Here is a 23,930-nt window from a genome sequence, read left to right as displayed (position 1 = left end):
AAGGGAGAAATTATGAATAGAAGAAAATTTTCAGTTATCGCACTCATTGCCTTATTTATTTCATTTCTAGGAGCCCCGCTAGTCACTCGGGCAGATGAAAAGACCCCTGAAGGAGAATTACGCGTGGGCATGGAAGCCGGCTACGCTCCTTTCAACTGGACACAAAAAGATGACCGGAACGGTGCTGTCCAAATCCAAGGAGACAAGGCTTACGCCGGAGGCTACGACGTTCAAATGGCGAAAAAAATCGCTGATAAGATGAACCGCAAACTGGTCATTGTAAAAACCGAATGGGACGGATTACTCCCTGCACTGCAATCTGGCAAGATCGACGCGATCATCGCCGGAATGTCCCCGACGGCTGAACGCCGGAAGGAAGTCGATTTTTCTGATCCTTATTACGAATCTCAACTAGTCATCGTCACTCGTAAAGATACAAAGTATGCAAAAGCAACTTCAATTAAGGATTTTGCTGGCGCAAAAATTACCGCTCAGTTGAGCACGTTCCATTATGATGTCATTCCTCAGATCCCTGACGTAAACAAACAGGAAGCCATGGATAATTTTCCAGCGATGCGCGTCGCTTTGGAATCTGGAACCATCGATGGCTATGTCAGTGAACGACCTGAAGGGGTGACCGCTGAAAGTGTCAACCCTGATTTAAAAATGGTTGAGTTTGATAAAGCCGATGGTTTCCAAACCAATCCTGAAGATGTACAAGTATCTGTGGGGATGCGCAAAGGAGATTCTGATATGGCACAAGTCAATCAGATCCTAGCTGAAATTCCACAAGATGAACGTGTTGACATCATGGATCAAGCCATCAAAGACCAGCCAGCGACTGACGAAACACAAAGCTCTTCAGGTAAAAAGGAAAATGTCTTTGTTCGTATCTTAAAACAAAATGGTTCGATGTTTCTTCGCGGTACAGGAATGACCTTACTCCTTGCGATTGTCGGTACGACTGTTGGTACCTTAATTGGTTTATTAGTGGGCGTTTTCCGGACGATTCCAGAATCGGACAACCGTGCAAAACGTGGTCTGCAAAAAATCTTTGGCTGGCTGCTGAATGCGTATATCGAAATTTTCCGCGGTACCCCAATGATTGTTCAATCAGCGGTTATCTATTATGGAATCGCGATGGCCTTCGGAATTGATTTAAATCGTACCGCAGCTGCGCTATTCATCGTTTCGATCAATACTGGTGCTTACATGTCTGAAATCGTCCGCGGCGGAATCTTCGCTGTTGATCAAGGTCAGTTCGAGGCTGCTCATGCCATCGGGATGACCCACGGGCAAACAATGCGTAAAGTCGTTTTACCGCAGGTTTTACGAAACATCCTGCCAGCAACCGGAAACGAATTAGTCATCAATATTAAAGATACCTCTGTATTGAGTATCATCTCTGTCTCTGAATTGTTCTTCCAAGGGAAATCAGCGGCTGGTACAAACTACATGTTCTTCCAGACCTACTTCATTATTTGCGTGATTTACTTCGTATTGACCTTCACGGCCACACGTATCCTACGAGCGGTAGAGAAAAAGATGGATGGTCCCTCCGCTTATGTCCGTTTAGACGATGTAGATGTAGCTGTTGGTGAGGATAAATAGGAAATTTCTATACGTTTTTCGCAGTTTGTTACTATGAAAGAATACTTATCCAAGGAGGATCATTATGAGCAGTATCATTGAAATCGAACATTTGAAAAAAAGTTTCGGCGATAATCTCGTCTTAAAAGATATCAGCATGAACGTCAACAAAGGAGAAGTTGTAACGATCATCGGTGCATCAGGTTCTGGTAAATCAACCTTCCTTCGTTGCATCAACTTGTTAGAAACACCAACAGATGGAAAAATCATGTATCAAGGAGAGAATGTTTTAGCTCCGGGCTATAATCTCCCAAAATACCGTACACATCTAGGCATGGTTTTCCAATCCTTCAATCTCTTTAATAATATGAACGTTTTGCAAAATTGTATGAGCGGTCAGGTCACCGTTTTAGGCCGTAAAGAAGAAGAGGCTCGGAAAATCGCATTAGAAAATTTAGAAAAAGTTGGCATGGATCGCTTTATTGACGCGAAACCAGCACAGCTTTCCGGTGGTCAGAAACAACGTGTAGCAATTGCCCGTGCTCTGTCCATGAACCCTGAAGTGATGCTGTTTGATGAGCCCACTTCTGCCTTAGATCCAGAGATGGTCGGTGACGTGCTGCAAATCATGAAAAAATTAGCCGAAAGCGGCCTTACAATGGTGATTGTCACTCATGAGATGGCTTTTGCCAAAGAAGTCTCAGATCGTGTGATCTTCATGGACAAAGGCGTCATCGCTGAAGAAGGACATCCAGATGATATTTTCGGCAATCCGAAAGAAGCACGAACCAAAGAATTTCTACATCGTGTACTGCATCCAGAACCTTAAAAAAATCACGACGGAAGTGAGCCGACCCCCAAAAGTTAGACCAAAATCTAACTCTTGGAGGTCGGTACTTTTTATGGCTAAATATAGTTTTGAATTCAAATTGAAAGTCGTTCAAGAATACTTAGATGGGAAAGGAGGTTATAGCTATTTAGCAAAGATACATTCGGTTAAGGATAGGAAACAAATACTAGATTGGGTGAATTCCTACCGGGAATTTGGCGAAGAAGGTCTTCTCAGAAAACGTAAAAATGCGAATTATTCTGTTCAATTTAAGTTGGATGCGATAGAGTTATATCAAACTAGTGAGCTGTCTTATCGTGAAATTGCCAATGTACTTAAAATGAATAATCCGTCTCTCATTGCCAGTTGGATGAGAAAATTTCGGGATGATGGTATCGATGGACTCACAAAAACGAAAGGACGTCCATCTACCTTGGCTGAGAAAAAAGAACAGAAAAAGAAGCGTTCAATTGAGTCAACACCGGAAGAACGAGACCGTATTAAAGAATTAGAAAAACAAGTGCGTTCCCTTCAGATTGAGAATGCCTTTTTAAAAGAGCTGAGGAAGCTGCGAAAACAGGAAGCCCAACAAAGACGAACGAATCAATCGCACGAATCATCAACAGCCTCCGAGGATCATTCAAATTAGTTGAGCTTCTTGAGACGTTAAACTTTCCTAAAGCGACGTTTATGTACTGGCAAAAACGATTTGACAGAGACAATCCCGATCAAGGAATCGAAGCCGAAATGCTTCGTATTCGTAAAGAACATAAAAATTATGGCTGTTTACGAATGACGAATGAACTAAAAAATCGCGGATTTCATGTCAATAAAAAGAAAGTTCAACGTTTGATTCGAAAGCTAGGGATCGAAGTCCGTTCCTACACACGTAAATCACGTCGCTATAATTCTTATCGAGGAAAGATTGGAAAAGTGGCGAAAAACCGGATTCGTCGTCATTTTTATACGAGTATTTGTCATCAAAAAATTACGACAGATACAACAGAATTCAAGTATTTTGAAATAGATACCAAAGGCGTGATCCGACAAAGAAAGTTATACCTAGACCCGTTCATGGACATGTATAATAGCGAGATTCTTTCGTACCGCATTTCAGAAAAGCCGAATGCCTTGGCAATTATGGAAGGTTTAGAAGAAGCGATCGCGATCACGGCTGATTGCCCCTATCGTCGCACCTTCCATTCTGATCAAGGTTGGGCTTATCAAATGAAGTCCTATCGGCAAAAACTAAAGAAACAGAAAATCTTTCAAAGTATGTCTCGCAAAGGAAATTGTTTAGATAATTCAATCATGGAGAACTTCTTCAGTCTTCTAAAACAAGAAATCTTTCATGGGGAAACCTATCACAGTTTTGATGAACTAAAAACGGCGATTGATGACTATATCTATTACTACAACAATCACCGGATGAAACAGAAATTGAATTGGAAAAGCCCTGTTCAATTTCGAAAAGCTGCACAGAAAGCGGCGTAATTGCCATGTTAACAAACAAAAAACGGAGTAGATTTCTCTACTCCGAAATAAGTCTAACTTTTTGGGGTCACTTCAAAGTGTTCAACTTCTGTCGTGATTTTTTTTGCCAATGATTCTTTGATAGTATTGATCGGCTTTACGATAGGAAACAATCCAAATGCCAGAGACCAAAAATCGTCCAAAGATACCGATGGAAGGAAAAAAGAAGACTCCTGCTAAAACAGCCAAATTGATGATCATGGATAATTTGCTTCGTTGATCTCTTTTCAAAACCTTCACTACATGACTTTCTGGAGCATTCGCTTTGATGATTTGCTTCGATAAAATCCCATAGGAAAAACTCCACATCGTGTAGACGACGACATAGGAAAATTCAGGCCAAAAATGGTCAGGATTACGACCTACCCAACTCGTCACTGCGGGGCATAAAGTTAGCCAAAATAACCAAAAAATATTCGCCCAAATAACACGATAATTAATCTTTTCTGCCATTTGCATCATCCGATGATGGTTTACCCAGATAACTGCAACAAAAATGAAGCTAACCACGTAAGCAAATAATGTATTCGTAATACTTAGTAAAGAAGCCAAAGTTGGCGCATCTGGTATTTGAATATCCAATACCAGAACCGTTAAAACAATCGCGACGACTCCGTCTGTAAATGCCTCTAAACGTGACTTTGTCATTTTTTCACCTTCTTTCTTAGAATAGCATGAAAATTGTTTTTCTCTATATAATTTTACTCACTTTTTACCAGTTAATAACTGACAGGTTTTTGTAAATAAAGTACAATATAGGAGAAATATGCTTAAAAAAATTCAGATTAATCGCCTAATTTAATAAAGGAGGAAAACAGATGTTATATGAGGAACTTATGTTTGATGCGTCGCTCCTCTTGCGTTTTAATATCTTCAAATATTTAAACCAATCCACAAAACAAGTGCTTGCAATTAGCCAATTGTCAGAAGATATGGATTTAAATTATCAACAAAGCGTTATCGAACTAAATGAAATAGATCAAGAATTGGCAGAAATCCGACCGAACCACGAAACCATCATGATGCGTGCCGGAAAAGTAAATTTGGAAAACCTTAATGCTACTGTTGATGAATATCGTTACCATTTACTCCAGCAGGCTGTCCCATTCCAGTTCATGTTATACTTTTTGAATGAAGAAAATCCAACAATTGAACAATTTTGTGAGAAATATTTTGTGAGTCGTTCCACAGTTTCTCGAAAAATCGATAAGCTAAAGAAACATTTGAAACGATTTAATATTCGCTTTACATATACAGAAGCCGGCATGTCAGGAGACGAACGGTTGATTCGCTTAGCTCTTTTCAATCTTCTATGGCTGGGAACTCGAGGAATCGAATGCCCGATCAATGTTGATCAGCAACAATTAACGCGAATCATTGATACTTACAAGGACTATTTTCCGCTATCACGAACTTATTTTGGCACACAAGAAATTAAATTGTTCACCAGTATTAATTTGACTCGTGTCAATAATAAGAAATTTGTTAAATACGATCCCCGCTATAATTTCTTAATGAAGGACAATCCTTATTACGACTTTACTTCATTACGCGATCTAGTGGATGTTCCGATGACCACACGACAGTTAAAGGGCGAATCTAGCTTTATTTATTTCCTAGCTCACTATTCCCCATTCTACACGATTCGTGATGATCAAAGCATGAAACAAACGATTCATGACTTTGAAGTACGAGCAAATCCGGTCAACGATTTTGTGACTGAATTTCGTAATTTCGCGAAAAAGGCGCTCTTCCCAGATCGGCCTACCGTCATGGATGACCCGCTGATTGTCGCCAACATGTTAAATATTACCTTTGGCTATTTTATTTTCCGTCAGCCATTTCCAAGTATTATTGAACTAGTCATGGACCCTAATGAAAAGCAAACTCGCGGTGAATATATTTTGTATCAAAATATCCAAAACTTTATGCAGATGAATAAGGACAATCCATCCTATAGTTTTATCAGTTCTGTTCATCCAATGATTACCCGAGCATTTAAACGATTGTTGCTGCCTTATTTCAATCAATTTCCTTATGCTCAAAATTTGAAGGTAGGCATCGCTCTCGAACACAATGCGATTTTTGTCCGAGATTTGTATCGCTTCTTAGAGGATTTGCGTTTTATCGATGCAGAACCTTACGACGTATCCTTGAAGGATGATTATGATTTGATTATTAGCTCTTCATCATTACTGAAAAAGGAAAAACCAAATATTCAGCTGTATCAGCTTGATTTTCCATATACAAAAAACGAGTTGGTTCCACTTTATTTGGAGCTGCGGAATATTTACGACAAGAAAAATCGAGTGTATGAATAAGAAGAAGCAGGAGCGATGCGCTCCTGCTTCTTTATTATAGAATCCGTCCTAGCTTTTCAACAATAAAGACTCTGCATCCAATTATCTATAAAAATCGAATAGGAACAACTTTCATTTTTATTGTTTATCGTTGATTCATTCAAATTTTTTTAATCACAGCGTTAATTATCCTTATACATGTATATAAGTGAGCTTTATTTTTTATAAAATTAATGGTTTCGCTAGTCTTTCATCATATTTTATTCATAACTAGTTGCTATTATATAAGCATACCAACAAACAACCCTAACACTTTTTCATTTTTTAACTCCTTTGCTCATCGGCCACCCACCGATGAGCTCCTTTTTTTATAAAAATAAAGACGAATAAATTATTCCGTTAATTATTGTTCAATTTTTTTATAGATTTTTTAATTTTCGAACAATCATCGTTCACACTTTTTTCACAACTAGTTGCTATTATATATGTATACCAACAAACAACCCTAACACTTTTTCATTTTTTAACTCCTTTGCTCATCGGCCACCCACCGATGAGCTCCTTTTTTTTTATAAAAAATAAAGTTCTGTCATCTTTTTTTTGACCTACTTTTTTTATTTTTCTGCCAAGCTTCGTTCACAAATAATTCACAACTAGTTGCTATTATATAAGCATACCAACAAACAACCCTAACACTTTTTCATTTTTTAACTCCTTTGCTCATCGGCCACCCACCGATGAGCTCTTTTTTTGCCATGAACACAACAAAGAAGCGTTCCTTTTTTCAGGTACGCTTCTTTTTCTTCGATTAGACTTCCAGCATTTTTTCTGCGATCTGACTCTCTGAGCCGACACTATTGCTGAATCGATCATAGATTTGTCCATCCTTTAAAAAAATGACCTCATTCGCCGCCTGAGCGACCTTACTATCATGAGTAATCATAACGATCGTAATCCCTAGCTCTTGATTGATTCGTTGAAAAATTTTAATGACCTCTGCTCCTGCGTTACTATCTAGGTTTCCTGTTGGCTCATCCGCTAGAATTATTTGTGGTTCATTCATAAGGGCGCGACAAATGGCGGCTCGCTGTTTCTCACCGACAGATAATTCATGTGGAAGTTTCGCTAATAAATGTTCAATTCGCAAAATTTTGAAAAACGGACTCATCCGCTCCTCTGCCTTTTTCGTATCCTGCTTATCCAAAATTGCCGGCAAAAGAATATTTTCTTTAACAGTGATACTTTCCATTAAGTTAAAATCTTGAAAAACAAAACCGATTTTCCGTCTGCGGATATCAGAAATTTCATCAGGAAATAATTCATGGGTCGCCCGCTTTTCAAACATGACCGCCCCTGTAGTTGGCGGATGCATCAGTCCTAAGATTTTTAATAGTGTCGTCTTACCACAGCCTGAACGCCCCATGATACAAGTAAAATCACCATAGTTGATGGCCAAATTGATCCCCTTGAGCACTTCTTGTCGGCCATAATTTTTAGTAATGTCAGAAGCTTTGATAATAGGCTCCATGTCTCGTTACCTCCACTTTTCAATTCTGCGATAAATCAATGCCCCAATGATTCCCCAGCTTATTAAGTAAACACTGTAATCCATTAAGAATAATCGACCAAATTCCAGCCATTCTCCAACTGAAAAGAAGCGTAGCGTACCCATAATGCTAATAAAAACAACACTCACCAGTAATCCAGCAACTATTGGCAGCACAATAAAGAAGCTTACCTGTTTTTTCAAAACCCTTCGCTGTTCTTTTCCTCTCATCCCTAATTGATCCAATAGTCTTCTTCGAGAAATCAGCAGACCCTGCTCACTCTCAAATTTTGCGACGAGTATTCCTGCATTCATGAAGATACAGATAGCTAACGTGAAGATCAAAAGTAAGACCTGCAGATAATTTTCAGTAACCACATTGTCTCGTCGCTGTGTTCGCTCATATATCGGCTCAATCGTGGCATCCCAACGTTTATCCTCAAGATAAGTATCCTTCAAGAAAGTCAATGATTGAAGGATGCTTTTATCGCCATTAATCAGAAATAATTGTCGCGGATTTTCTTTTTTTGTCAGTTTTTCAAATTCATCATTTGAAAAAACAAGAATATTTTCTTGTAACCCCCGTTGAAACATTCCAGTCAGTATCAAGCGTTCTTGACTCTTGATAGTTCGCATAGGAAAAATCAGGTCGACATTGTTTGTATTATAGCTTTCTAATGGGGTTCCGATTCGCAAACGCGGCCGCACACTTTGCGGATCCCAATCGATCGGCTGTGCGCGGATACTGATGGCCTGTTGATAAACCACATGCCATTGCCCCATTTTTAAATCTAGTGGATGATTTTCTAACTCGGTGGCCTGTCGCAACTGTTGATAAGTGGTCTCAGAAATACCGATATGCTGTCCTTGAATAAACATCACCGGGCGACTGGTACCGAAAGTTTCCCATTCTGGATCACCATCTATAGAAGTGACTGAAAAAAATGGGTACTTTTTCCACAATGCCTTCTCTCGAGTCAATATTCCTTCCACTTGCTGAACTTCTGGCTGCTTCACCTTTGCAACCACCTCGTAAGGAAATAAATTTTCCACAGTCGTTTGTTGAAATGTCACTAGCCGCGGTAAAAAGAAGCCGACTATTAAAACATTCAACAGGGTCGCTAATGTTAAAACATTGATACTCTTATGGAATCGATAAAATAAATCATTACGAGAAAGTAATAGGTCGGTCTTTCCCCGCCTCTGTTTCACATAAAGCCCACCGCCGCCAAGGAATAGTCCCCATAGGGCAGCGATCAGTGTTGCAATTACTAATAATGTTTCTGCCGATTTCCGCCGATGGAACCACAAAAAAGTAATGGTTAACATGATCAGACCCGCCAATAAAAACAGCGGACTCCAGCGTTGATTGGGCTGATCCGGTTTGGCTTGTTCCCGTGGTCTAAACTGAATTAAACGAAGGATTTTTTCTTGATGGAACGCCATCGCCAAAATGACCAAACCTGCATAAAGCGGCAGAGCCCAACCAAAGCTTGCAAACTCTCTAGTAAGTACTAACCCAATGGTGCCCCCAAGCAAAATTCCCGTTAAGGCGCAGAAGCCGAATTCTTCCAAAAGCATCATTAAAAAGGTTCGTTTCCGAATGCCCAGCTGGATAAACAATTCCATGTGTTTTGCCTTAAAATCAACGTATAACCCGTCCATGAACGTTAGAAATAGCAATAACAATAATAAAAGAACGCCGCCTGATTCGATAAAAATACGTAGCAGTCCCGTCTTATCAAAGATAGATTCCTGTGTATGCATCCCACTAAAATCACGATACGTAAAGAAAAGAATGATCAGTGAAAAAAATACCAGCGCGTTAGCAAAAATCAGCAGCACGTAATTCTTATGATAAAAACGAAAATTTTTTCGAATTATTTGGTGAAACTCTGGCGGATACTTACCAGGAAAGGCTAAACGTCGCTTACGATCCTCATTGTAGGCTTTCTCAACTTTTTGTGACGCCGCATACTTCTGGTCACGCGCGATTTTATCCTCTAAATACCGATTCAACAGGAACTCCATCGCACCAACAATCAAGAATAGAACCAACCACATACTACTTGTGTAAAATTGAATAAAGATAAAATAGAAAAACATCGTAAAATAGAGCCACGCTGATTTAACAGCGTCCAAAAAAGACAGCTTTCGCTGACAGGTGATTAAAACAGCATCGGCAATATAAATGATGGCTAGTAATAAAAACATTGCTGTCCCTACTAAAACACCCATTCCAGAAGAAAAGCCTGTCCGCCAAAAATGTAGAAAATCTCCGCTGATCAAGCTGCGAAACCAAGCTCCTATTAAACTGAATCGCTGCTGTTCGCCGCCGATTATTTTAAAAAATAGCGCGATCACTAACATCCCGTAGCCGGCTACCAGGGAAATCCCATTCATTCGCTTTTGCATAATGCCCTCCTGCACTGTTCTTCTATCTATCATCATAGCAGAATAGGAACACGCTGAAAGCGTTTGTTAGAAAATAATTCATTGCCAAAAAATGAATCTAGCATAAAAAAACTAGGTACCCTACGGAGAGTACCTAGTGAATCAATCAATTATTTTTTATGTGTTTCGAATAATGGGCTGACTGGTTTATTTTCGTGGATACGTTTGATCGCATCCCCCATTAATTCACCCACACTGATTTCATCAATCTTATCGATTTTTCGTTCATCTGATAAGTAGATTGAATCCGTTACAACTAAATGTTCAATGGCTGAATCTTGGATTCGTTGCATTGCTGGTCCAGATAAGACAGGGTGGGTACATGAAGCGTAGACTTGTTTCGCACCAGCTTCTTTTAAAGCGTTGGCAGCTAACGTAATCGTACCGGCAGTATCGATCATGTCATCGATAATCACACATGTTTTGCCATCGACTTTCCCAATAATATTCATTACTTCAGCAACATTCGCTTTTGGACGGCGTTTATCAATGATCGCAATCGGCGCCTTTAAGAATTCAGCTAATTTACGAGCGCGTGTTACCCCACCATGGTCAGGTGATACCACCACAACGTCATCTCCGCAAATTTCTTTTTCTAAGAAATAATCGGCAATCAATGGTGCACCCATCAAATGATCGACAGGGATATCAAAGAATCCTTGAATTTGTGAAGCATGTAGATCTAGCGTCAATAGACGAGTCGCGCCAGCTTTTTCAATCATGTTAGCAACAAGTTTAGCAGTGATTGGTTCCCGTGCACGTGCTTTACGGTCCTGACGGGCATACCCGTAATAAGGCATTACGACGTTGATTGTTTTTGCACTCGCACGTTTCAAAGCATCGATCATAATCAAAAGTTCCATCAGATTATCATTTACTGGACTGCTTGTTGACTGAACGACATAGACATGACAACCGCGAATACTTTCTTCAATGTTTACTTGAATTTCACCATCACTAAATTGGGTAACTGAACTTTTTCCTAATTCAACACCAACTTCTTCAGCGATTTTCTCAGCTAGGGGACGATTTGAGTTCAAAGCAAAAATTTTCAATCTTGGATCAAAATAATGTTTCGACATGGGGACCTCCACTTTCTTTTTAAGCATACGTTACCGATTATATACCATTTCAAATAAAATACTAGTCATTTCCATTTAAGAAATCAAGAGAATTCCCTTAAAAAGGCAGATGATTAGCATAACCTTCTTTGTTGACTTGACGAGCGCGAGCAATAGCCATATCACCTTCAGCGACATCATCAGTAATTGTTGAGCCTGCTGCTGTTACACTGTTATCGGCAATGTTGACTGGTGCGATAATATTCGTGCTAGAACCAATAAAGACATGATCTCCGACATTGGTATGGTGCTTGTTTTTGCCGTCATAATTGACAAAAACTACCCCGCAGCCAACGTTGATATCTTTTCCAAGCGTCGCATCACCCACATAGGTCAAATGACCCACTTTAGTGTTTTCACCAATAGAAGCTTTTTTGATTTCCACGTAGTTACCAATATGAGCATTTTCACCAATATCCGCTTGTGGACGTAAATGTGCATTCGGGCCAACATCCGCGTTTTTACGAACAATACATTCTTCTAATACAGAAGCGGTGATCTCCACATTGTCTTCAATTGTACTATCAACGATTTTTGAGTGAGCACCGATAATACAATCGGAACCGATCACGGTATTTCCTTGGATCTGCACACCAGGTTCAACGATGGTATCAGAACCGATTTTGACACCCGCATCTATATAAGTGGTTGCAGGATCAATAAAGGTTACACCGTTAACCATATGCTGACGGTTGATCCGGCGACGCATGATTTCATTCGCATTCGCTAAAGCGATCCGATCATTTACCCCTAAGGATTCTTCAAAATCCTCTGTTTGATAGGCCGCCACTGTTTGTCCATCATTTTTTAAAATCTCAACGATGTCAGTTAAGTAGTATTCACCTTGTGCATTATTCGTACCGATTTTTTCCAATGCTGCAAATAATTGTTCGTTGTCAAAGCAATAGGTTCCAGTATTGATTTCTTGCGTACGCGCTTCTTCTGGTGTCGCGTCTTTTTGTTCTACGATCTTTTCTACGATACCAACATGGTCACGTAAAATACGGCCATAGCCTGTTGGGTCTTCTGCATGAGCAGTTAGGATCGTCGCACTGGCCTTTTTACCTTGGTGGTAATCAAACAGGTTGTTTAATGTTTGCGTCGTAAGTAAAGGAGTGTCTCCACTGATAACTAAAGTAGTTCCTTTTTTGCCTTTTAAGAATTCTGCGGCCTGCATCACGGCATGGCCCGTTCCTAATTGCTCTGCCTGCAGCGCATATTGACTGCGTTCGCCTAGCTGCTCTTTGACCATTTCTGCACCATGCCCTACGATAGTCACGATATCTGTCGGCTGTGTCTCAACCACTCGTTCGATAATGTGTTCCACCATTGGTTTTCCCGCCACTGGGTGCAGCACTTTGTATAATTTTGATTTCATGCGAGTTCCCTTACCCGCCGCTAAAATAATCGCATAACGATTTTCCAAAAGAAGTCACTCCTATTTCGTTTTAATGTATTCATTTTTCTCAGATGAAAAATGAGTCTGATTCTCAACACGTATATCATTCTACTAATGAACTAAAAGTACATAGTAGAACTGACATCCTATTTCGTTTTAATGTATTCATTTTTCTCAAAAGAAAAATGAGTCTGATTCTCAACACGTATATCATTCTACTAATGAATTAGAAATACATAGTAGAACTGACATCCTATTTCGTTTTAATGTATTCATTTTTCTAAAAAGAAAAATGAGTTTGATTCTCAACACGTATATCATTCTACTAATGAACTAAAAGTACATAGTAGAACTGACATCCTCATTCATATTAATGAAATAATTTTTCTAAAAAAAATTATCTCTGATGTTCATTCCGTATATCATTCTACTGGATTGTAGAATGGATTTTCATTTATGAAGTTCTTGCTATTTTAAACGCTTATCCCATTTTACTAGCCAGACGCAAAAAAGGCTAGCCCGTTAGACTCTCCATTAAAAATTCGGGAGAGTCCAAACAGCGTAGCATTTCTTTCATCTATTTATCGAAGCAGTTGCCAGGTACGACCGAAATGGTTTTTGTACTTGTATCGACATCCTGTACAAATAATAATGAATTATAGTCGTCGATCGCGCGTTCACCTTTAAATTTAGATTCCGCAAAGACTGTAATCCCTACAAGCTCCGCCTCAAATTCTTCGATCAGACTCTTCATGCCATTGACGGTTCCGCCGCCTTTCATAAAGTCATCTACGATCAGAACTTTCGAGCCGCGTTTTAAACTGCGTTTTGATAATTCCATTTTTTCAATGCGTTCAGAAGAACCTGACACATAATTGACGCTGACCGTTGACCCTTCGGTAATTTTCGAATCCCGACGAACGATCACAAAAGGTGCGTTCAAATAATAAGAGACCGCTTGGGCGATCGGCACTCCTTTTGTGGCCACAGTCATGACTGCATCAACCTTTTTATCTAAGTATTGAGCCGCAATAATTCGACCGACCTTGCGTAACAAGTCGGGTTGGCCTAACATATCTGATAAATACACGTAGCCGCCAGGCAGCAACCGATCTTCTTCTGACAAACGTTCTGCCAAAGAACCGATATATTCTTGCGCCTCTTCATCCGTGATACTCGGCGTAAAGACAACTCCACCTGCTGCTCCAGGAATCGTCTCTAAGAAGCCTGTTCCTCGTTCTTTGAAGGTCTTCTTCACAATGGCTAAATCTTCACTGATAGAAGATTTGGCTGAACCGTATCTGGCCGCAAAAAAAGTCAATGGGATCAAGTCATGTGGATGATCCAACAAATATTGTGTCATGTCGATTAATCGTTCGCTTCGACGCACTTTCACGTAATTCACTCCTATTTCGTATTTAGTATAATCATTTTTACTTGGAAAAATAATTTTGATTCTCAACGCGGATTTTTGCACCGTTTCTTTAAAAGAAGCGCGCATGACCCCGATTCTGATTTATCGTTTCCCATTATAAGGGTTTAGCCAATAAAATTCGAGCATTTTCTCGTTTTAAAGTCGAAAAGTTCGGAATTTATTAATTATTACACAAAAAAAGAGGAAAAGCTTTCGCTTTCCTCTATTTTTGAACTTGTTTTCGTTGAATCAGGATTCGTAATTGACGAATCCCATTAAGAATCAGAAACAATAAAATGAAGCCAAGCGTAATCGTCGCTCCTGGCGGCGTATCTAAATAATACGAACCCGTCAGTCCGCCGATCATGCCAACAAAACCAACCAGCACACTAACGAAGATGACAATATTGAAGCTTTTGCCAACGCGCATTCCGATCGCCGCAGGCAATACCATAATCGCTGAGATCAGCAGAGCTCCTGCGATAGGAATCATAATAGCGATCGCCACACCAGTGACAACATTAAAAATCATCGACATCATGCGAACGGGCAACCCATCCACGGCGGCAATATCTTCATCAAAGGTCAAAACATACATTGGTCGTTTGAATAGCAAGAACAAAATACCTACCAGAACAAACAAGATGCCTAAAAATAATACCTGCTGCCAAGTGATCGTCACGATCGAGCCAAACAGATAAGACTGAATGCTGACCGCCGAACTGCCAGGCGCTAAACTCATCAGCACTAGTGCGACTGCTAAACCCGCCGCCATCAAAATGGCGATGGATATTTCCGAATAGGAACTGTACATATTCTGCAGGTATTCCATGATAATCGCAGCAATCACAACGACTAACAGTGTTGTACCTGTTGGATTCAAGTTTAAGAAGAAGCCCAGCGCGACTCCTGCCAATGAAACGTGGGATAGCGTATCAGCCATCAAAGATTGACGACGAATGACAAGAAAGACACCTAGCATAGGCGCGATTCCTGCTATAAAGATCGCAGCTAGAAAGGCACGTCTCATGAACTCATATGAAAGCAACGCCATTTAGAATTCTCCTTTCGTACCAATCGAATATGCCGATCAATATATTTTTTCGTATCCTCATGGTCATGAGTGATCATTAAAATGCTCTTTCCATGGGCATGAGCGCTGTGTCGCAACAATTCATAAAAATCATTCCGAGATTTTTCATCCATCCCTGTTGTCGGTTCATCCAAAATCAACAGATCAGGATCTTTCGCAAATAAACGCGCCAAGCTGATCCGTTGTTTTTGACCCCCGGACAGCTCGCCGACCTTTTTATGGCGCATGTTCCACATATCTACTGACTCTAATGCCTTTTGTACATGCTCATGATCTCGGGGGGATAATTTTTTGAACCATTTTCCTTGTGGGTAGCGTCCGGAGGATACTAGCTCTAGCACCGTGCTGGGAAATCCAGCATTGAAGGATGCTACCTGCTGAGGAATATAGCCGATACTCAATTTTGTTCCTTGGGCATTTTTTTTCGCAATCGTCACTTTTCCACTGCTAGGCTTTAATAAGCCTAATGTCGCTTTGATCAATGTCGATTTTGCGGCACCATTTTCTCCAGTCAAAATGACGAACTCCCCCGGATCCACATGGTAGGAAACATTTTCCAAAACCGGTTCGTTATCATAATAGAATGAAAGGTCTTCCACCTCGATATACGACATGTTCGTCTCTCCTTTAATCATTGTTTTGCTGTTATTGGATACTTTCCTTCAAGGCGTTCAAATTCTCCCGCATAACAGAAACGTAATCTTCACCGTCTTTGATTTGTTTGTTCGTTAAGCTTTCCAACGGATTCAACACTTCTAATTTCACACCAGTCTCTTTCGATAATGTCTCGGCAACTTTTGAAGAAGCATTTTCCTCAAAATAGATCACTTTCACTTGATGATCGTCCACATAATGCTTCAACTCGCTTAAGCGACTTGGAGACGGCTCTTGATCCGGGGAAATACCAGCAATTGCTTCTTGCGTTAACCCGTATTGCTTCGCTAAATACCCGAAGGCCGCATGCTGTGTCACAAATGTTTTGTTCTTCGCATCTTTAAACGCCGCTTGATATTCTTTGTCCAACGTTTTTAGTTCTTCGATATAGTTCGCAGCATTTTTTTCAAAATCCGCTTTGTCATCTGGATATTTTTTGCTTAATTGGTCCTGAATCGTTTCAACTTCTTTGATCGCTAGAACAGGATCTAACCAAACATGGGGATCTAACTCATGGTCGTGTCCGTGTTCTTCATGTTCCTCTGCATCATGATCCTCATGGGCTTCTTCGTGATCGTGCTCGGCACCATCCATTAAAGTAATCTCTTTAGAGGCTTGGATAATCGCTGTCTTCTTCGTATCAATCGTGTCCGTCAGGTTGTCTGTCCATGTTTCCAACTCTGGACTATTATAAACAAACACATCTGAATCAGAAATTTTTGCTAAGTCTTTAGCAGAAGGTTCGAAATCGTGAGGCTCTGTTCCAGCGGGAATCAACAATTCCACGTCCCCCTTATTTCCTACTACCTGCTTAGTGAATTCATACATTGGATAAAATGTTGTCATCACTTGGATTTTATCATTAGATGAGGCTTCTTTCTTCTCTTGACTACCGCAAGCAGTCAGCAAAACTGATAGTAACACAGTTCCGATTAAAAGCAGTCCTTTTTGCATCTTCATTTATATACGCACCTTCTCTTCTCTTTTTAAGACAAGAATTAATTTAACAAATGTTTTTCTATCCGTCAACTTAAAACGTAAAAATTACGATTTAACTCAAAATAATGCTGTTAAATCGTAATATAGATGATATACCATTCATATGAAGAGCAAAACCTGTATCCGGTTCATTTTTATTACATTGTTATTTTATAAAGAGCTTCAATTCCTTTTCATTCCACAAAAAATAGACCCCGCGGGATCTATTTTAACGTGCGAACAAGATAGACTTCCTCACAAAAGCCCTTCAATGCATTAAATACATGCTTCGCTCGTGAGTATTTGTGGCACAAGGCATAAACGGTTGGCCCACTGCCGCTCATCATTGCAGCATCAGCACCATATTTCAGCATCCGATCCTTCAGTTGCTGAATAACTGGATGCTTTCTGATCGTTACGACCTCCATAGAATTGCCTAAGTTTTCCGTCATTTTCTGATAATCATTTGCTTCAATCGCAGATACAAGCGCCGCAATATCCGGATGATACAAATCTTCCATGACGATTTGCGCAAAGATCGTTCGTGTTGAAACACTCATTCGTGGTTTCACTACTACGACCCAGCATTGGGGCATCGGTGCAATCGGCGTGACCTTCTCTCCGAAGCCTTCAACCAAGGATGTTTGCCCGTAGACACAATAAGGAACATCCGAACCGACTTCGGCACCTAAGCTAGCTATTTCTTCAATGGACAACCCCAAGTCCCACAGACGATTCACTGCACGCAAAGCCGCCGCAGAATCTGTCGAGCCGCCGCCAAGACCGGCTGCTATGGGAATCTCTTTATGAATTTTAACCCGCAAACCTTTTTTTATTTCAAAGCGTTCTTTAACCAGTTCCAACGCTTCATAAACATGATTCTTTTTATCCGTGGGTAAAAAAGCCTTGTTGGTCTCAATAATGATTTTATCTTCAGGAATTTCTTCCAAATACAAACGATCCGCTAGGTCGATGCTCGCCATGACCATCGCCAGCTCATGCAACCCATCCGGTCGTTTGCCTAAAATGTCGAGGCCCAAATTGATTTTCGCAGGGGCTTTCTCCATAATTTCCATTTTCTCACCCGTTCAAATTTTTCACTAGACGATTCTATCATAGCCCATCCTAAATGTATAGATAATTCATTCTAGCATAGCCACCCTAAATTAGTTGAATAATTCCTCCTAAGGCTTTACCATGAAGTTAGAAGAATCGGTCTGTAATGTATTTATGTGTTGTCAGAAGGTTATTCATTACGAATTAGGAGGAAGCTGTATGAATCTACTACCGAAAAATGATTGGTTAGATGGAGAAGATTTGGTTGGAAAGCTGATGAATACGTTTTGGGATGATCGAAAAATGAGCGTGGACATTCGCGATTTGGATGATCACTATGAGGTAAAAGCGGATCTGCCAGGCTTTGATAAATCAGAAATTTCCGTTCATTACAACAACGATATCCTTTCAATTGATGCAGAACACACGGCTGAAAACGAAGTTAAAGACGATGGTCGATTCGTTCGCAGAGAGCGATCCAGTAGTGCCTACCATCGTCAATTTGCTGTAAAAGATATTATTGAAGAAAAAATCAATGCGAAATTCGAAAATGGGGTTCTTACCTTAATACTGCCAAAAGCAGAATACGAAGAACGAAAAGGCAAAGCGATTACGATTGATTGATGGCTCTATAATTTCTAGGACTGATAGAAAATCATTCTATCGGTCCTTTTTGAGCATGAAAAAACAAAACATACAGAAGCTCCGTTAGAATTGAATCACCACAACACAATCAAAGGAGCGTTCTGTATGCCTGATCTTCATCATATCAAACTACTACTTGGAATCAAAGATAAAAACATTTTCATCACAAATGTGGAATCGAAGAGCATTAAGAATATCAAGAGTCTTGTTGTTTCTGCGACGTTAAGTAAAGAAATTCGTCGCTGTCCTTTGTGTAAACAGATGAATCATGAAGGCATGATCGTTAAGAACGGAAAGAAAAAATCGCTCATTCAACTTAATAAATGTGCGAACCAACTGACTTATCTTGCTTTAGCGAAACAACGCTACCACTGTCGTGGCTGCCACACCTATTTTACGGCGAATACCTACATTGTCGATAGAAACTGCTTTATCGCTAAACAAGTGCGCTATAAAATTTTAGAAGAGCTAACGGAAAAACAAGCAATGACGACAATCGCTAAGCATTGCGGAGTTTCTTGGTCGACCGTTTCTCGGACACTCGCTTCTCTGATCCCCATGACAAAAGTAAAAAGAAATTGGTTACCGCGTTGTTTATTAATGGATGAATTTCGTTCACTGAAAAATCAAGTCGGTCCCTACTCCTTTTCTTGTATGGATGGCGATACTGGAAAATTACTGGATATTCTTCCTTCACGGAAGAAAAAGGCTCTCGTTTCTTATTTTATGCAATTTGAACGACGCGCACGATTGAAGGTAAAGGTCATCGTGACGGACATGAATGTTTCTTATGCCTCTCTGATAAAGGAATGTTTTCCAAAGGCAAAACTCGTTGTGGATCGTTTTCACATTGTCAAACATCTCATTCGTAAATTTGAGGATATTCGCGTACGAATCATGAAAAGCTTTGATCGAAACGATCCAACACAAGCCAAATATTATCGACAATTAAAGGCGTTGTCTCGGCTTCTGATCAAACGACAGGACAAGCTTGTTTATGACAAATGGACCAAATGGCGCAATTTTGGTTGGGCGTATCTCACCGAAAGTGAAGTGGTGGATCGTCTGCTTTCGATCTCTGACGAATTACGAATCGCCTATTTTTACTATCAAGAAATTCTTCAAGCGTTTCACGACAAAGAGGCGGACACTTTCTTTAAACTTGTAAGAACGATGCCCAATTCCGTTCCAAAAGAACTGCATTCTATAAAAAAAGCTTTTATAAACTATGAATCCGGCATTCGTTTAGCCCTCGAATTGCCTTATTCAAATGCCAAAATAGAAAATCTGCATACCCACATCAAAGCATTGAAACGAGTCGCTTATGGCTTTCGAAGCTTTCGGAAAATGAAGACCAGAATTTTCTTACTAAATAATCTGATTACCTATGAATCAAAAAACATCTAAAGTAGAAAAGGAATTCTACCTTAGATGTTCTTATCTCACTCTATCAGTCCTATTTGACAAAGAGCCTGATTGATTCCAAAAAAGACGAGCCAACTGAAGATTCTGCAAACGTGTTAACTTTTGCAGAATCTTCAGACTTGGCTCGTCTTTTTATAGCTCGATCATTTCCTCTGAAATGGTTACACCTTTGTTTTTTCCGCGACCGATCAGCAACAATAATTGCAGTGCAGAAAACAGGAAGCTGCTATCTCTCCTATAAGCAAAATATCTCGGCCGCCACTGATCGACATAAATGGTTTTTTCTTCCGCCACTTGTTGAAAGGCATAGATGGAATGGCCATATTTATAGATCAGGTTCATGATTCGTTCGCCTAAGAAGGCAAAAGAGGTCTCTCCAACCTTGGCTAGCGGTGCCATCCCCTGATAAACTTCCCCATAGCCTTGCTTTTTCAGCTCATCCATTAAATGAAGCTTTAAAAACGTCGGTAATTCATTAGGAACATCATTTCGAAAACGCAGGAGATCAAAAGAAGCTTTTTCCTGGTTGATGGGCTGCTCCGTGACAAAGCCGACAATTCGATTCTGCGGATCTCGAGCAATCCCGACATTGCTGGTCTCAATATAAGAACGGTCAAAACGTCCAACAGAGAAACATTTTTCCTTTTCTCCATTCAACCATTCATCTGATATCTCCTCCAACTCATCAAATACCTCTTCAGGAAGCCTTTCAAAATAAATAAATTGATAGCCTTCATTCGTTAATCGCTTAAATTCAAAGCGATCAGAGAAAACATCCAGCTTATGTTCCGTGAAATCTGTCACCCCAGTTTCTCCAATCTTATCAAAATGGAAACCAAGATCATGTAACAGCAGCACATAGTCTTCAGAGATTTTATAAAAGGCTAACTGATAGCCCAAGCGATCGGCATGCTCCATAAACGCAAACGTCGCCGCCTGCCATTTCTTCGGATTTCCTACGGGGTCTCCTAAAACAAAACACTTATTGGCCCGCGTTTGAAAGCCAAAAAGAATTTGATCATTGCCGTTTTCTTGATAATAGAAATACTGATACCCGGACACCCGCAGATAATGACTAGCTGGTGTCCCACCATAGCGACTAATCAAATAATTGAACCTTTTTTCATCCCAAGGCGCCCCAAGCTTTGTTTCGCTTTGCGTCAAATACTGATAAAGAATCGATAAACACAGAATAGATAAAATCAAGCCAATCAGCCCAGAGAACCAAATCTCTTCTGATGGAAAGGCGAAATATTTCATTGACAAGCGTTCTGTGCTCCAAATTTGTCCACTGTGATAGCCTGCCACTGCATAAAATATAAAGAGCAAGCCGAACAGAATACCATCGAAAGCCAACGCTCCCCAAGAATAAACAAAACGTTCCCGATAAAATTCCTTCCGAGACATCCAAACAATCAGCAGAATCACTAGATAAACCACGATTAAGCGAACCGATGCTGTCCGCGCCACGGTATTGACGATCCCAAAAATCAGTAGCAGAATCGTCGGCCAAAATGCCCGCTTCACCTTTTGCGAAATGCCTCGAGCAAACCCCAGCAGCAAGAAGCCGATCAAGAGATTTAGTGTCTGATCCAAGAAATCAAATGAGAAGGGCAATAAAACTTGAAATAGCCGACTAATATTCGATAAATTGGTCAACGTTGACAACAAAATCATCATGATACCCGCAAAATAAACGGCACTTACCATAAAGACATGCGCCACTTTTTGTGATAACAGCCGCGGCAAATTATCAAAGTAACGATTCATTTTGACACTTGTGTTGGTCAAGAAAATGACGATCCCCGTTATAAAGGGCAGCAAATAATAAAAGATTCGATAAAATAAGATCCAAACAACTGCGGTACTTTGATTCAATCCGAGATGCCCTAATCCTAAAATCATCATGACATCAAAGGTTCCTGCACCTCCGGGAACCATTGTCAGCATTCCCAAGCCTGTAGCAATTACGAACATCGGATAAACTTCTCCAATGTTTAACTTCACACCCATGAGATACCCTACAATTAAAAAGACAGCTAAAGCACCTATCCATTGGCCTAAAGATGCTAAGTACAACTCAAGGATTTGCTTTAAGCGAAACTCTTTAAAAATCGTGCGGCGGCGTCCGTAAACAAAAACAAATAAAATCGGCGCAAAGAATCCGCCAGCTAATAACCAAAACCGGTAACGAACAAAGGGATTTTGCGTTCGAAAGAAGATCAAATCTAAAGACGTGATGAAGGCCATAATCGAAAGACCCGCCAACATGAAAATAGCGATCTTCGAAATCACAGCTAATACCTTCTTCTTCTCCATTCCTTTCCCGTAAAAGCTTGATCGCAGACTTACCCCAACGACTCCGCCAAAACCGGCCAGATTATTAATGGTATTTGTGGTCCAGGCTGAAACTAGCCATTCTCTTCGATTCATATGCGGCCTGCCCGCTGCTTCCAGCGTCGTGATAGCCACATGATCATATAAAAGCATGGGGAGAACGCCGCAAAGGCCGATCCCAAACATACTTAATAATGTCCTTTGATCCTGTTGTTTGATCGTTTGCCAAACGGTTTGCCAGCTCATGCCGTGGGCGATATTTTTCACCTGATTTGCGACGAAAAACAAAACAATCCCGAAGAAAATGATCTTCAGCAAGGTGGCATAGCGTTTGAACCAGCGACTGATAGTCGTCATCCTTCTACTCCCATTCTTTCTTTTCTTGTATTCTATTTTAAATGAATTCTTACTTTGAAGCTATCCTTTTAAATTTAGGATTCCCTTAAAAATTAATTCGTTATTTTTTATAGATTGCATCTGGCAAAAAGAAAAAGCCTCAATAGGAGGCTTTTTACTATTTTGCATAGTCTATCTAGGGTAGTCCTAACCTATTCTAGATAGACTCAAATGCAACCATGTCGAAGTTTATTCTTCAATTCGAAGTTCTGGAATATTCTAGTTTCTTCTATTATATATGGTCAAAGTATGGTCATTTCATTCTTAATAATTTGTTCGCTCGACAACGCGAACGTACATTCGTATAATATCGGCAAGAGGTGATCATTATGATCTATGATGATGAATCGGCAATCAAACTTTTTATGGAAGCGAAACAGGTATATGAAGATCGTGGGATGCAGAAATGGCTAAATGGTTTCTATCTGTCCGATCACACTGCAGCAATGAAAGCAGATGTCGCGGAGCGATCGAGAGTAGTCAAACAAAAACCTCAGATGGACGGTCAGGAAATCGAACAAGTATTGGAACAGGCCAGAATCAAAAACAAACCCGTGGCAGTACAATTGAATAGCTTGAACCAAGAGAACGCCTATTCTGACGATATTGTGGGATTGGTTCGTGGCTTTGATTCATTAGGCATCTATATCGATAACAAGCGGGTGCTTTATGATGAAATAAGAAACGTTCAACTATACGATTGGCACAAATGGAGTGAACTAAAAAAAGTTTAGGAGTGATCTTATGCAATCAATAACAGGAACAGTTAACAAAATTAAAATTTTAAAGATGTCGGAACGTCCCCTTGTCTATTTTAAAATAGATGACACCAACTGCTTGATTGCGGGCCACTCACTAAATTTTTTAGCAGATGTAGAAAACGCCATGCGAATTACGATTTGCGGAGATTTTAATAGTAGAAAACAATTTATCGTAAAAAAATACTCAGTTGTCGGTAAGACAAGTATCATGCTAGAATTTGAATCAAGTAGATTCCAACGGAAGAAGGTATGAAATGAAGGCTGGCGAATTACTGAGACAACTAACTGCAAATCCTTTTCATGAGGAATATACAGGGATTTTTACACAGATGGGTAGTACATTAGTTCCGCTGACTACTGCCAAACCTGATGACGAAGGAAATCTTATCTTTTTTCGCC

The 23,930-nt window shown here is 40.1% G+C and carries 19 protein-coding genes; 8 read left to right on the top strand and 11 right to left on the bottom strand.

Features of this window, described 5'->3' with window-relative positions; all coding sequences use genetic code 11:
* Positions 1-12: 12 nt before the first annotated feature.
* From J9537_RS01195 to J9537_RS01185, 3 genes are all read left to right on the top strand, one after another.
* Positions 13-1,611, top strand: a complete 1,599-nt coding sequence (locus tag J9537_RS01195; protein ID WP_010747243.1) for an ABC transporter permease subunit — start codon at positions 13-15, stop codon at positions 1,609-1,611.
* Positions 1,612-1,675: 64 nt separating this feature from the next.
* Positions 1,676-2,419, top strand: coding sequence for an amino acid ABC transporter ATP-binding protein (locus J9537_RS01190; protein ID WP_218256427.1), 744 nt, complete (start codon positions 1,676-1,678; stop codon positions 2,417-2,419).
* 73 nt (positions 2,420-2,492) lie between these two features.
* Positions 2,493-3,913, top strand: a protein-coding gene (locus J9537_RS01185) for an IS3 family transposase (RefSeq protein WP_376713219.1) whose coding sequence is annotated in 2 segments (ribosomal slippage) — positions 2,493-2,970 and positions 2,970-3,913 — 1,422 coding nt in all. Because the reading frame shifts where the segments join, the coding sequence is not laid out codon by codon here.
* Positions 3,914-3,994: 81 nt separating this feature from the next.
* Here the strand turns inward: J9537_RS01185 and J9537_RS01180 are convergent.
* A complete protein-coding gene (locus tag J9537_RS01180) occupies positions 3,995-4,600 on the bottom strand; it encodes a TMEM175 family protein (protein ID WP_010747245.1) in 606 nt (201 codons plus the stop codon).
* A 170-nt stretch (positions 4,601-4,770) separates the two neighbouring features.
* On the opposite strand from J9537_RS01180, the gene J9537_RS01175 reads away from it, so the two are divergent.
* The gene (locus J9537_RS01175; RefSeq protein WP_218256426.1) at positions 4,771-6,273 is read left to right on the top strand and encodes a helix-turn-helix domain-containing protein; all 1,503 of its coding nucleotides are present in this window, start codon (positions 4,771-4,773) and stop codon (positions 6,271-6,273) included.
* Between the two features lie 787 nt (positions 6,274-7,060).
* Here the strand turns inward: J9537_RS01175 and J9537_RS01170 are convergent.
* The 9 genes from J9537_RS01170 to ispE form a co-directional block, all read right to left on the bottom strand.
* Positions 7,061-7,780, bottom strand: a complete 720-nt coding sequence (locus J9537_RS01170) for an ABC transporter ATP-binding protein (protein WP_218256425.1) — start codon at positions 7,778-7,780, stop codon at positions 7,061-7,063.
* 6 nt (positions 7,781-7,786) lie between these two features.
* Complete coding sequence (locus J9537_RS01165) at positions 7,787-10,213, bottom strand: hypothetical protein (RefSeq protein WP_218256424.1); 2,427 nt, start codon at positions 10,211-10,213, stop codon at positions 7,787-7,789.
* A 149-nt stretch (positions 10,214-10,362) separates the two neighbouring features.
* A complete protein-coding gene (locus J9537_RS01160; RefSeq protein WP_010747250.1) occupies positions 10,363-11,334 on the bottom strand; it encodes a ribose-phosphate diphosphokinase in 972 nt (323 codons plus the stop codon).
* A 97-nt stretch (positions 11,335-11,431) separates the two neighbouring features.
* Positions 11,432-12,799 (bottom strand): bifunctional UDP-N-acetylglucosamine diphosphorylase/glucosamine-1-phosphate N-acetyltransferase GlmU, encoded by a 1,368-nt coding sequence (gene glmU, locus J9537_RS01155; RefSeq protein ID WP_218256423.1) that lies wholly within the window; start codon positions 12,797-12,799, stop codon positions 11,432-11,434.
* A gap of 550 nt (positions 12,800-13,349) precedes the next feature.
* Positions 13,350-14,168, bottom strand: a complete 819-nt coding sequence (gene purR, locus J9537_RS01150; RefSeq protein WP_010747252.1) for a pur operon repressor — start codon at positions 14,166-14,168, stop codon at positions 13,350-13,352.
* Positions 14,169-14,409: 241 nt separating this feature from the next.
* Positions 14,410-15,240 carry a metal ABC transporter permease gene (locus J9537_RS01145; RefSeq protein ID WP_218256422.1) on the bottom strand — a complete coding sequence of 277 codons (831 nt, stop codon included), beginning with the start codon at positions 15,238-15,240 and terminating at the stop codon, positions 14,410-14,412.
* Positions 15,213-15,893, bottom strand: a complete 681-nt coding sequence (locus J9537_RS01140) for a metal ABC transporter ATP-binding protein (RefSeq protein WP_010747254.1) — start codon at positions 15,891-15,893, stop codon at positions 15,213-15,215. The genes J9537_RS01145 and J9537_RS01140 overlap by 28 nt, the downstream gene beginning before the upstream one ends.
* Before the next feature lie 31 nt (positions 15,894-15,924).
* Positions 15,925-16,893 carry a metal ABC transporter substrate-binding protein gene (locus J9537_RS01135; RefSeq protein WP_218256421.1) on the bottom strand — a complete coding sequence of 323 codons (969 nt, stop codon included), beginning with the start codon at positions 16,891-16,893 and terminating at the stop codon, positions 15,925-15,927.
* Between the two features lie 242 nt (positions 16,894-17,135).
* Positions 17,136-17,987 (bottom strand): 4-(cytidine 5'-diphospho)-2-C-methyl-D-erythritol kinase, encoded by an 852-nt coding sequence (ispE, locus tag J9537_RS01130; protein WP_218256420.1) that lies wholly within the window; start codon positions 17,985-17,987, stop codon positions 17,136-17,138.
* 199 nt (positions 17,988-18,186) lie between these two features.
* Here ispE and J9537_RS01125 point away from each other — a divergent pair, with 199 nt between their 5' ends.
* Complete coding sequence (locus tag J9537_RS01125) at positions 18,187-18,591, top strand: Hsp20/alpha crystallin family protein (RefSeq protein WP_010747257.1); 405 nt, start codon at positions 18,187-18,189, stop codon at positions 18,589-18,591.
* A gap of 126 nt (positions 18,592-18,717) precedes the next feature.
* The gene (locus J9537_RS01120; RefSeq protein WP_002302440.1) at positions 18,718-20,019 is read left to right on the top strand and encodes an ISL3 family transposase; all 1,302 of its coding nucleotides are present in this window, start codon (positions 18,718-18,720) and stop codon (positions 20,017-20,019) included.
* 150 nt (positions 20,020-20,169) lie between these two features.
* Here the strand turns inward: J9537_RS01120 and mprF are convergent, their stop codons facing one another.
* Positions 20,170-22,731: a bifunctional lysylphosphatidylglycerol flippase/synthetase MprF gene (mprF, locus tag J9537_RS01115; protein ID WP_218256419.1), complete on the bottom strand. Its 2,562-nt coding sequence runs from the start codon at positions 22,729-22,731 to the stop codon at positions 20,170-20,172.
* Positions 22,732-23,099: 368 nt separating this feature from the next.
* On the opposite strand from mprF, the gene J9537_RS01110 reads away from it, so the two are divergent.
* Positions 23,100-23,504 (top strand): hypothetical protein, encoded by a 405-nt coding sequence (locus tag J9537_RS01110; protein ID WP_218256418.1) that lies wholly within the window; start codon positions 23,100-23,102, stop codon positions 23,502-23,504.
* 10 nt (positions 23,505-23,514) lie between these two features.
* Complete coding sequence (locus tag J9537_RS01105; RefSeq protein WP_218256417.1) at positions 23,515-23,784, top strand: hypothetical protein; 270 nt, start codon at positions 23,515-23,517, stop codon at positions 23,782-23,784.
* The last annotated feature ends 146 nt before the right edge of the window (positions 23,785-23,930 follow it).

The sequence above is a fragment of the Enterococcus raffinosus genome, assembly GCF_019175485.1.
Taxonomy (GTDB): Bacteria; Bacillota; Bacilli; order Lactobacillales; family Enterococcaceae; genus Enterococcus_A; species Enterococcus_A raffinosus.
Note: the sequence above shows the minus strand (reverse complement) of the source record. Positions and strands in the feature narration are given on the sequence as shown.